The following is a 10219-nucleotide window of genomic DNA, read 5'->3' as shown; positions in this document are numbered from 1 at the left end:
GGTATCACATGAAGGACGAAGTCATCTGAAACCGGAAGTGCGACCAAAGCGGCACCGTCCAAGACCGCCATCCCCACCAAAAGACGAGGAGCCAGGCATGGGCCGAGGCCATCATTCCGTACCACCGCAGCCGGGCCGCCGTGGCGTGCTGCGCTCTCTCGGCGCGCTGGGCGCCGGCGCGGCGCTGGCCCACCCCGCGCTGCAGGCGCTGGCAGCCACCGCCGACGCGCGCATTGAACTTCCCTTCGAGAACGGCGAGCGCGAGCTGGTGGCCTTTCCCCAGAAGCGTCCGCTGATCCTGCTGACCAGCCGGCCGCCGCAGCTGGAGACCCCGTTCGGCGTGTTCAACGATGGCCCGATCACGCCCAACGATGCGTTCTTCGTGCGCTACCACTGGAGCGGGATTCCCACCCGCATCGACCCGCAAACCTACCGGCTGCGCGTGGGCGGCAAGGTCAATGCGCCGCTGGAGCTCTCGCTCGACGAGATCAAGCGGCTGGCCTCCCCGGTGGACCTCGTGGCGGTCAACCAGTGCTCGGGCAACAGCCGGGGCTTTTTGTCGCCGCGCGCCAACGGCGGCCAGCTCGGCAACGGCGCCATGGGCAACGCGCGCTGGACCGGCGTGCCCCTGAAGGCGCTGCTGGAGAAGGCCGGCGTGCAGGCCGGCGCGCTGCAGGTGAGCTTCGACGGCATGGACCGCCCGCCGCTGGAAAGCGGCCCGGACTTCGTCAAGGCGCTGGCCATCGACCACGCGCTCGATGGCGAGGTCATGCTCGCCTGGGCCATGAACGGCGCGGACCTGCCCATGCTCAACGGCTTTCCGCTGCGCCTGATCGTGCCCGGCTACTACGGCACCTACTGGGTCAAGCACCTGTCCGACATCGAGGTACTGGACAAGCCGTTCGACGGATTCTGGATGAACGCGGCCTACCGCATCCCGGACAATCCCTGCGCCTGCGTGGCGCCCGGCACGGCGCCCGCGCGCACGGTGCCGATCAACCGCTTCAACGTGCGCTCCTTCATCACCAGCCTGGCGGATGGCGCAACGGTGCGTGCCGGGCACCAGACCGTGCTGCGCGGCATCGCCTTCGACGGGGGCTATGGCGTCGACGAGGTGGCCGTGTCGACCGATGGCGGCCGCACCTGGCGCGCTGCGCAACTGGGCAAGGACCTGGGCCGCTACTCCTTCCGCGAGTGGACGGCGGCGTTCACGCCGCCGAAGAAGGGCGAGTACGAACTGAAGGTGCGTGCCGGCAACCGCATCRGCCAGAGCCAGCCCCTCACCGCCCTGTGGAACCCGGCCGGCTATATGCGCAACGTGGTGGAAACCACGCGCGTGGTCGCGGCATGAAGGAGGCAGCCATGCAACCCGTCAAACCGACCCGCCCCCACGCTGCCGTCCTTGCTCTCGCGGCCCTTGCCGCCATCGGCGGCGCACCCGCCGCGCGCGCGCTGGAAATCACGCTCCCGCCGGAAACCGCGCGCTACACGCCGAGCGAGCTGCCCGGCTATCGCCTGGTGCAGCAGAACTGCATGACCTGCCACTCGGCGCAGTACGTGCTGACGCAGCCGCCGTCGTCGCCGCGCGGCTACTGGGACGCCACGGTCAAGAAGATGAAGAAGCCCTTCGGCGCGCCCTTTCCGGACGAAGACATCCCGGCCATGGTCGACTACCTGACGAAGACCTACGGCGCGGAGCGCACGGCCTATGCAGGAAAGGCCGCGGCGCAAGCCAACGCGCCGGCACCGGCTGCCGCCCCGGCCGCGGGCGGCCACGATCCGCAGGCCCTGCTCACGGCCAATGGCTGCACCGCCTGCCATGCCGTCGACAAGAAGGTGGTGGGGCCGGCGTTCAAGGACGTGGCGGCAAAGTACGCGAACCAGCCTGGCGCCGCGGCGCTGGTAGCGCAGAACATCCGTGCCGGCGGCGCGGGCAAGTGGGGCCAGGTGCCGATGCCGGCCTACGCGACAATGACGACGGAAGACCTGCAAAGCCTGGCGGGCTGGATTCTCGGCCGCTAAGCACAAGGGGAGCACCCGCGGCCTCATCGCCTTCGCCTTGCCGCAGGCGTGGCGCGGGTCTGCTGGCATCCCCATTCCATCGGTGCGGGACTTCGCCCATAATCCGCCGCACAAGACCACGGCCGCCACAGCGGCCATAGCACGGGGAGCGGCATGGCAAGCATGGGCAAGGCGAACACTTTCTGGAACCGGCTGCTACAGCTATCCTCCGATTCCGGCGTCAGCCTGCAGGCGCAGCTGCGCCAGCAACTGGTGTCAGCCATCCTAGCGCGGCAGTTGCCCGAAGGCAGCGCCCTGCCCTCCAGCCGCGAGCTGGCGGCCACGCTGGGCATCGCCCGCAATACGGTGATCCTGGCCTTCCAGCAACTGGTGGAGGAACACTTCCTGGAGACCAGGCCGCGGCGCGGCTACTTCGTGGTTGAGCAGTTGCCCAGCGCGGTCAGGCCGGGCTCGGCGCCGCCACGCGCGGTGGGCACCCCCGCCCCCGAAGAGGCCGCGCAAGGCGGCCCGGACTGGGAGGCGCGCCTGCCCGACATGACCGGCAAGCGTGCCATCGTCAAACCCACCGAGTGGCAGAACTATCCCTACCCGTTTATCTACGGCCAGTTCGATCCCGCCCTGTTTCCCACCGCCGACTGGCGCGAATGCTCGCGCATGGCGCTGGCCGTGCTGGAGATCCGCGGCTGGGCCTCCGACCTGATCGACCGGGACGATCCGCTGCTGATCGAGCAGTTGCAGAAGCACATCCTGCCGCGCCGGGGCGTCTGGGCCAACCCGGACGAGATCATGGTCACGATGGGCGCGCAGAATGCGCTCTACCTGCTGRCCGACCTGCTGATGCAGGGTACGCGCGTGGGCCTGGAAGAACCGGGCTATAACGACGCCCGCCATATCTTCGGCATGCGCGCCCGCGAGGTGGTGCCGCTGGCGGTGGACGAGTCCGGCTTGTGCCCGGACGACGGGCTGGCGCAATGCGACTACGCCTTCATCACGCCGAGCTACCAGTGCCCCACCACCGTCACCATGCCGCTGGAGCGGCGCGAGACGCTGCTGCGCGAAGCGCGGCGCCATGACGTCGTGCTGATCGAAGACGATTACGACACGGAGAACCCGGCGCTGACCCAGCCAATCCCCGCGCTCAAGAGCCTGGACCGCGACGGCCGCGTGATCTATGTGGGTAGCCTGTCCAAATCCTTCGTGCCCGGCATCCGGCTTGGCTATATCGTGGCGCCCAAGGCCGTCATCCGGCAGGCGCGCGCGCTGCGCCGCTTCATGCTGCGCCATCCGCCGGCCAACAACCAGCGGGCTACCGCGCTGTTTATCTCGCTGGGCCACCACGACGCGCTGCTGCGGCGCGTGGCGCCGATCTTCCAGCGCCGCGCGGAGATCCTGCGCGATATGCTGGCGCGGCACTTGCCGCAGGCCCGGGCGCATAACTCGCCGGGGGCCTCTTCGTTCTGGGTGGAAGGGCCGCCGGGGCTCGATGCGCGCAAGCTGGCCGGGATCGCGCTGGCGCACGGGGTCATCATCGAGCCGGGGGATGTGTTCTTTTCCACCGATGCGCCATCGCCGCATTTCCGCATGGGCTATACGGCGATCGCGGATGAGCGGATCGAGGAAGGCGTCAAGCTGCTGGGGCAGCTGATCGGGCAGGCGATGAGGCAGTGAAAGCGCGTGTTCGCACCCGGGCGGCTTCGTCGAGCGCCTCGGGTACCCTGCCCATCCGCCTGAAGGTACCGAAAGAAACCGTAGCGCCTACTCGAACACCGGCCGGAAGAAGCTGCGCTCGTAGCTGACGATGCATTGCGTCTCCTGCGCGTAGCGGAAGGCCGCCTGGCACTCGGGATCGTCGAAGGACTTGTTGCGATACGCCTCATACAAGGCCAGGCTGGGGAAGGAGAACAGGGCGAGGGCCACGTTGCTGGCGCCTTCCGACGGCAGGAAATAGCCGTGATGCTGGCCGCCGAACTTCTCCACAAGCGGAATCCACAGCTTGCCGTAGTGTTCGAATTCCTTCAGCTTGGCCGGGTCGATGATGTAGCGCAGGTAGCAGGTGATCATTCTTGATAATGGTCTCGTGGTGGTCTTGCTGTGGTCTTGTCTTGACGATCCGGCCTTGTCCGCCGCCCGGTGTCAAACGTCAAATACGATGTCGTCCGTTGCCAACGCCCGGATAGGCCGCCCGAAGCTCGTAATCGCCGACAGCGTCGCATTATGGTGGCGCCGGATCAGCCCGGCGCTGGCGTGCGGCTTGTCATGCGTGGTGTGCGCGTCCGCGGCGAGCGTGATCGCGTAGCCCAGCCCGGCGGCGCGCCGCGTGGTGGTGTCCACGCAGAATTCGGTGGCATAGCCGCAGATCACCAGTTGATTCGCCTGCAGCCGATCCAGCAGCGCGGCCAGCCCGGTATCCAGGAAGGAATCCGGCGTGGTCTTGCGTATGCGATGGTCGTCCGCCTGCGCGGCCAGGCTCCGTTCCAGCGCCCACGCGGCCGAGCCGAACGGCATCGCGCCGGCGGCCTGCTCGTGCTGGACGAACACCACGGGCGCGCCGGCGGCGCGCGCGCATGAGATCAGGCGATTGATGCGGCCGAGCACGGCATCGGCTTCGGCTGGCCGGGGCGTGTCGTCGAACAGGCCACGTTGTACGTCGATGACGATCAGTGCGGTTTGCATCGGTGCGGATGGCGTCCGGTCGGTTGGATGTATCCGGCGTGCATCGGTCCGGATGAAAACATATCCCGTGGCGCCGGCAGGCAGCCGCCAGCATAAGCCACTGTCCGCGCCACGGCAATGCTGCACACCGGCCTGCCGCAGCAACCTCCCGATCAGTGCAGCGGCGGCGACGACAGCTTGCCGCTTCCGCCCGGCTGCCTGCCGCCTGCATTGCGCTCCAGGCGGATGGCCAGCAGCGCCACCGCCACCGCGGCCACCGGCACCAGCGCGGCGACCCAGGTCACGGCGCCAAGCCCCGGCCCACGGGTGATGACCACCCCGCCCAGCCACGCGCCAATGGCATTGCCCAGGTTGAAAGCGGCGATATTGAAGCTCGACGCCAGGCTCTGCCCGGCCCCGCTGGCGCGTTCCAGCACCCACATCTGCAGCGGTGCCACGGTGGAAAAGGCGGCCACGCCCAGCAGGCCGACGAAGACCACGCTCAGCACCTTGCTGTGCAAGGCGAAACTCATCAGGCCAAGCACCACCGCCAGCGCCAGCATGCTGCCGAGCACCGTGGCCTGCAGGTACCGGTCGGCCAGCTTGCCGCCGAGCAGGTTGCCCGCCACCAGCCCGACGCCGAAGACCAGCAGGATGGGCGAGACGGCGCTGTCGGCAAAGCCGGTGATCTGCGTCAGGATCGGCGCGATATAGGTGAACACCGCAAATACGCCGGCATAGCCCAGCACCGTCGTCAGCAGCCCTAGCAGTACCGGCCGGCGCATCAGCGCGCGCAGRTCGCGGCGCAGGTCGGGGGCTTCCGGCTTGTCGCGTTCGGCCGGCACCAGCAGTGCGATCACCAGCACCGCCAGCAAGCCGACGGCGGCCACCGCCCAGAAGCTGGCGCGCCAGCCGTACGCCTGCCCGAGCCAGGTACCAAACGGCACACCCAGCACGCTGGCCACGGTCAGCCCGGTGAACATCACCGCAATGGCCGAAGCGCGCCGCTGCGGCGCTACCAGCCCGGTGGCGACCACCGAGCCTACGCCGAAGAAGGTGCCGTGCGCCAGCGCGGTCAGTACCCGCGCGGCCATCAGCGTCTCGTAGTTCGGCGCCATCGCGCAGGCGGCGTTGCCGAAGGTGAAGATCACCATCAGGCCCAGCAGCGCGGTCTTGCGCGGCCAGCGGGCAGTAAGGGCCGTCATGACCGGCGCGCCGGCCACAACGCCGAGCGCGTAGCCGGAGATCAGCAGGCCCGCCGCCGCGATGGAGACGCCGAGGTCGGTCCCGACCTCGAGCAGCAAACCCATGATGATGAATTCGGTGACGCCGATGCCGAAGGCGCCGGCGGTCAGGGCATAGAGAGCTAATGGCATTGGAAGTGTGCGAAACAGGTTAGGTGCGATCCCGCGATCCGGCTGCCGCCGGACCGGCGAAGTCCGGACGATGCATGGAGCGGAGTATGGGGATCGGGCCATTGGTGCGGTAGACTGCCCGAACGAACAACATTTATGAATTCAATTCACAATGTCGCGGCTTGATGTCAATCGCTCCGGCGAGATGGAAGTGTTCGTGCGGGTGGTGGAGCTGGGTGGCTTCTCGGCTGCGGCGCGAGCCTTGCGCATGACGCCGTCGGCCGTCAGCAAGCTGGTGGCGCGGCTGGAAGCGCGGCTCGGCGCGCGGCTGGTCAACCGCTCCACGCGCCGCATCGAGCTGACGGCGGAAGGCAGCGCCTTCTACGAACGCGCCGTGCGCGTGCTGGCCGACCTGGACGACGCCGAGCGCGGCGCCGCCGCCAGCGCCGTGCCCCATGGCCGCGTGCGCATCAACGCCAACGTGCCCTTCGGCGACCATTTCCTGCTGCCGCTGGTACCGGAATTCCTGGCGCTGTATCCGGAGATCCAGCTCGATATCGTGCTGACCGACCAGGTCATCGACCTGCTGGAAGAGCGCACCGATGTGGCGATCCGCGCGGGCGAACTGAAGAGTTCGCAGCTGGTGGCCCGCAAGCTGGGCGAGACCCGCATGGTGATCGTGGGCGCGCCGGCCTACCTGGCGCGGCGGGGCACCCCCGCCACCCCCGCCGACCTGGCCGTGCACAACTGCCTGAAACTGGGCTACGCGCGGGCGATCGAAGGCTGGCCTGTGCTGGAGAACGGACAACTCAGGATGGTGGCGCCTATCGGCAATGCCATGACGAGCAATGGCGACGCACTGCGGCGGATCGTCGTGGGCGGCCTGGGGCTGGCCAGGATGGCTGAATTCCAGGCACGCGAAGACATCGCCGCCGGGCGGCTGGTGCCGCTGCTCGAAGCGTTCAATCCGGGCGATACGGAAGCGGTGCACGCGGTGTACCTTGGCCAGGGCCGCCATCTGCCCGCACGGGTGCGCGCGCTGCTGGATTTTCTGGCGGAACGCGTGCAGATGAAGAATTCCAGCGGCGCGTAGTGGCACATGTCCGCAAAGCGGCGGCCGTGCTCTGTGGAACGTGCTCCGTGGAATCGACGCCGCCCTTGCCCCAGCCGCGATGAAGACTCACGGGCGCGCCAGCGCTGCGGGCACCCGGATTCCGATCTCTCGAAACCCCTTCTTCCGGCCCGGCACCGACTTCTTCTTGCACTTCGCGCCATCGACGAGTTCGCCTCCGTCATCGCTCAGGATGATCAGCTGGTCCAGTCCGGGAACCTTGAACAGGGCTTCCGGATGCAGCGTTCCCAGACTGACGTCTGCTACGGGAGCGGGCGCGCTCGCCGTCTTGCCGGACCAGGTGTACAAGGCGAAATCGTCCGGGCCGCCCTTTCCGTCATCGAATGGCCCGGCTAGGATGGCGTAGCCGTTGCCCATATGCTCCATGCTGCGTATTCCCCGCCCGCCAAGATCCAGCGCAACCAGGTCGTCAAATTCCGGTGCCGAACCGCGCTCCAGCACGTCGGCCGGATTGCGCAGCTTCAGCGTCAGCGCCATGCCCGCCCGCCGCGGGTTTCGAAAGCCGATCACCAGCCCGCCATCCGGCGAGGCCGCCAGCCCCTCGATGTTCAAGCCGCGTGGGTCCTCCGCGGCGAACTGCGACGCCTGCGCCAGGATGTCGAATCGCTTGTCCGCAACGATCGCGCTCAACAGTCCGGCGTAGGGCGCCGACGCGGATGCCCTGACGCCGGGCACCGCGCCGGTCTCGATGACATCGGTCGCGAACAACCTGAAGCGCTCGGGCGCAATCCTGCCTTTGCCATCCCTGCTGTGCGAGGCAATCCAGTAGATCCGGTTGCCGATGCGCGCCGCGCCTTCGATGTCCGTTTCCTTCGCCTTGCCGTTTGGCTTGCGCCCGCCGAGATACTGCGTCAGGTCGACCCGGCCCACGCTTTCGGCAATGCCGCGGCGGTAGATGGTGAGGACGTCGGCCTCGTCGTCGGCCACGACGAAGTGGTTCTGGCCCAGCGCGACCGCCGCCGACGCATCGCAAATGCCGCGATAGACCATCGGCTGCTGCGCGAGCGCGGCTGGGATGGATTGCGCCAGCAACAGCACGATCAGGCAGGACACTTTGACTGGCAGGACTAGCCGCATTCCATTTCTCCGTCGGTCCGCGCCGGCGCGCGGACATGAATAAGCCGTGCCAGTTTATAGCGGCATCGCTACAACCCCTTTTCCACCATTTCCAGCAAACGCTGCCCGATCGCGTCCGCCTGTCCCGGCACCATCGCCACCATGCGCAGCGGCCCGTCGATGACCAGCATGGACAAGCCATGCACGGCGGACCAGGCCAGGTATTCGGCACCGGCGCGGCGTGCGGCGGGCAGCACGCCGGCAGCCGTCATGCGGTCCAGCGCCGCGCCCAGCAACTGGAACGGATTCAGGCCGCTCTCGCCCGCCTTGGCGGGCACCGGCACGCCTTCCTGCTCATCCGGCACCGAGAATGCCGTGCGGAACAGGCCCGGTTCGGACAAGGCGAACCGCAGATAGCCGGTGCCGACCGCGCGCAGGCTGGCGCGCGCGTAATCCGCTGGCGCCGCCGCCGCGTCCAGCGCGGCAAGTTCGGTTTCCATCGCCACTGCCAGCAACGCCAGCGAGGCGGAACGCACGGCTTGCAGCAGGTCCTGGCGGCTGGCGAAGTGCCGGTACGCGGCATTGGGCACCACCCCGGCGCGCCGGGTGGCCTCGCGCAGCACCACCGCGTCCGGCCCGCCGTCGCGCGCCAGTTCCATGCCGGCTTCCAGCAATGCGCGCCGCAGGTCGCCGTGGCGATAGGTGCTGCGGGCCGGAGGGCCATCGGCAGGGCTGGCCGGGGCTTCGGAATCCGCCGGATCCAGGATGCGCGCAGTGCGCTTTGCGCCCGTCATTTCTTCTCCATGTGGACATCGTCCATTTTCTTGACTACCTTGGTGTTAGTGGACAGTGTACACAACGGATTCAGGCGATCACAGCCACGCATGCGCGGGCGCTGTTATCGCCCAATGGCCCAATGGCCCAAAGGCCCAAAGGCCCAAAGGAGCACATGATGGTGCACGCATCCCCGCCCGCATCTCACCCGGGCAGTGAAGTGGAAGTCCGCGCCCTGGTCGATGCCTGGGTGAACGCCGTGCGTGCAAAGGACGCGGTTGCCATGATGCGCAACTATGCTGAAGACGTGATCATCTTCGACGTCGTGCCGCCGGCGCAGTCCCGCGGCGTGGCGCCATACCGCCAGCGCTGGCAGCAATGGTTCGACAGCCYGGATGGCCCCGTGGGCTTCGAGATGACCGGGATGCACCTGACGGYCAGCGAAGACCTGGCCTGTTGCTACAGCGTCAGCCGGGTAAGCAGCCCCCCAGGGGCGGCGCTCCCCAGGAAGCGTGGGTGCGCGCCACTGTCTGTTTTCGCAAGATCGGCGGTCAATGGCTGGTCGTGCATGAGCACGCATCGGTGCCGATCAGTTTCAACCCCTCAGCGTGAAAGCGCAAAAAAGGAGACAAGATGCTAGTCCAACCCTACCTGTTCTTTGAAGGCCGCTGCGAGGAAGCGGCTGAGTTCTACAAGCGCACGCTGGGCGCCGAAGTGATCATGATGATGCGCTTCAAGGAAGCGCCCCCGCCGGAGTCGCCCCCGCCAGAAGGCGCCTGCGGCCCCGCTGCCGGCAGCGAAGAAAAGATCATGCACATGTCCATGCGCATCGGCGAGACCACGGTGATGCTGTCCGACGGCCGCTGCACGGGCAAGCCCGACTTCCAGGGGTTCTCGCTGTCAGTGACCGTACCGGATATCGCCACCGCGGACCGCGTATTCAACGCCCTGGCCGAGGGCGGCCAGGTGCTGATGCCGCTTGGCAAGACGTTCTACTCGCCACGCTTCGGCATGACGACGGACCGCTTCGGCATGTCGTGGATGGTCATCGTCCTGGAGTCCTGAGTCCTGAGTCCTGAGTCCAACCCACCCGGCGGTAGCTGCGCCGCTGCCCGCCTGACGGCATCCGACGCCGCCGGGCGGGCTTCCCATCTCCTCCTTCCCTGCGCCGCGCCAACTCAGTGGCCTGCCGGCGCACGCGCCGTTTTGTTGCGTTTTGTGTTTTTTA

Annotated in this window: 11 protein-coding genes and 1 pseudogene; 7 read left to right on the top strand and 5 right to left on the bottom strand. The window is 67.8% G+C overall.

What is annotated here, in order from left to right; translation table 11 throughout:
* The first annotated feature begins 97 nt into the window (after window positions 1–97).
* The 3 genes from sorA to pdxR all read left to right on the top strand — a co-directional run bounded on the left by sorA (window position 98) and on the right by pdxR (window position 3690).
* Entirely contained in the window at window positions 98–1351 is a 1254-nt protein-coding gene (sorA, locus tag AC1DKD_RS16655) for a SorA family sulfite dehydrogenase catalytic subunit (protein WP_477143480.1), read from the top strand.
* An 11-nt stretch (window positions 1352–1362) separates the two neighbouring features.
* Complete coding sequence (gene sorB / locus AC1DKD_RS16650) at window positions 1363–2022, top strand: SorB family sulfite dehydrogenase c-type cytochrome subunit (RefSeq protein WP_441633241.1); 660 nt, start codon at window positions 1363–1365, stop codon at window positions 2020–2022.
* A gap of 153 nt (window positions 2023–2175) precedes the next feature.
* A complete protein-coding gene (gene pdxR / locus AC1DKD_RS16645) occupies window positions 2176–3690 on the top strand; it encodes a MocR-like pyridoxine biosynthesis transcription factor PdxR (protein ID WP_477143479.1) in 1515 nt (504 codons plus the stop codon).
* An 87-nt stretch (window positions 3691–3777) separates the two neighbouring features.
* Here the strand turns inward: pdxR and AC1DKD_RS16640 are convergent, their stop codons facing one another.
* The 3 genes from AC1DKD_RS16640 to AC1DKD_RS16630 all read right to left on the bottom strand — a co-directional run bounded on the left by AC1DKD_RS16640 (window position 3778) and on the right by AC1DKD_RS16630 (window position 6050).
* A complete protein-coding gene (locus AC1DKD_RS16640; RefSeq protein WP_045243050.1) occupies window positions 3778–4083 on the bottom strand; it encodes an NIPSNAP family protein in 306 nt (101 codons plus the stop codon).
* 72 nt (window positions 4084–4155) lie between these two features.
* Complete coding sequence (locus AC1DKD_RS16635; protein WP_441633237.1) at window positions 4156–4695, bottom strand: cysteine hydrolase family protein; 540 nt, start codon at window positions 4693–4695, stop codon at window positions 4156–4158.
* A gap of 152 nt (window positions 4696–4847) precedes the next feature.
* The gene (locus AC1DKD_RS16630; protein ID WP_477111828.1) at window positions 4848–6050 is read right to left on the bottom strand and encodes an MFS transporter; all 1203 of its coding nucleotides are present in this window, start codon (window positions 6048–6050) and stop codon (window positions 4848–4850) included.
* A 151-nt stretch (window positions 6051–6201) separates the two neighbouring features.
* Here AC1DKD_RS16630 and AC1DKD_RS16625 point away from each other — a divergent pair, with 151 nt between their 5' ends.
* The gene (locus tag AC1DKD_RS16625; RefSeq protein WP_441633233.1) at window positions 6202–7122 is read left to right on the top strand and encodes a LysR family transcriptional regulator; all 921 of its coding nucleotides are present in this window, start codon (window positions 6202–6204) and stop codon (window positions 7120–7122) included.
* A gap of 87 nt (window positions 7123–7209) precedes the next feature.
* Here the strand turns inward: AC1DKD_RS16625 and AC1DKD_RS16620 are convergent, their stop codons facing one another.
* Together AC1DKD_RS16620 and AC1DKD_RS16615 are read right to left on the bottom strand one after the other, a co-directional pair.
* Window positions 7210–8193 (bottom strand): DUF3616 domain-containing protein, encoded by a 984-nt coding sequence (locus AC1DKD_RS16620; RefSeq protein ID WP_441633231.1) that lies wholly within the window; start codon window positions 8191–8193, stop codon window positions 7210–7212.
* Window positions 8194–8306: 113 nt separating this feature from the next.
* Window positions 8307–9011, bottom strand: a complete 705-nt coding sequence (locus tag AC1DKD_RS16615; protein WP_441633229.1) for a TetR/AcrR family transcriptional regulator — start codon at window positions 9009–9011, stop codon at window positions 8307–8309.
* Between the two features lie 122 nt (window positions 9012–9133).
* Here AC1DKD_RS16615 and AC1DKD_RS16610 point away from each other — a divergent pair.
* From AC1DKD_RS16610 to AC1DKD_RS16600, 3 genes and pseudogenes are all read left to right on the top strand, one after another.
* Window positions 9134–9397, top strand: a pseudogene (locus AC1DKD_RS16610) (YybH family protein); the annotation flags it as partial.
* Window positions 9370–9603, top strand: coding sequence for a nuclear transport factor 2 family protein (locus AC1DKD_RS16605; protein WP_477143481.1), 234 nt, complete (start codon window positions 9370–9372; stop codon window positions 9601–9603). The pseudogene AC1DKD_RS16610 and the gene AC1DKD_RS16605, both read left to right, overlap by 28 nt.
* Window positions 9604–9624: 21 nt before the next feature.
* Window positions 9625–10056 (top strand): VOC family protein, encoded by a 432-nt coding sequence (locus AC1DKD_RS16600; RefSeq protein WP_441633225.1) that lies wholly within the window; start codon window positions 9625–9627, stop codon window positions 10054–10056.
* The last annotated feature ends 163 nt before the right edge of the window (window positions 10057–10219 follow it).

The sequence above is a fragment of the Cupriavidus sp. 05T313 genome (assembly GCF_056396665.1).
The sequence above is the reverse complement of the archived record's forward strand: the minus strand, read 5'-3'. Positions and strand labels throughout refer to the sequence as shown.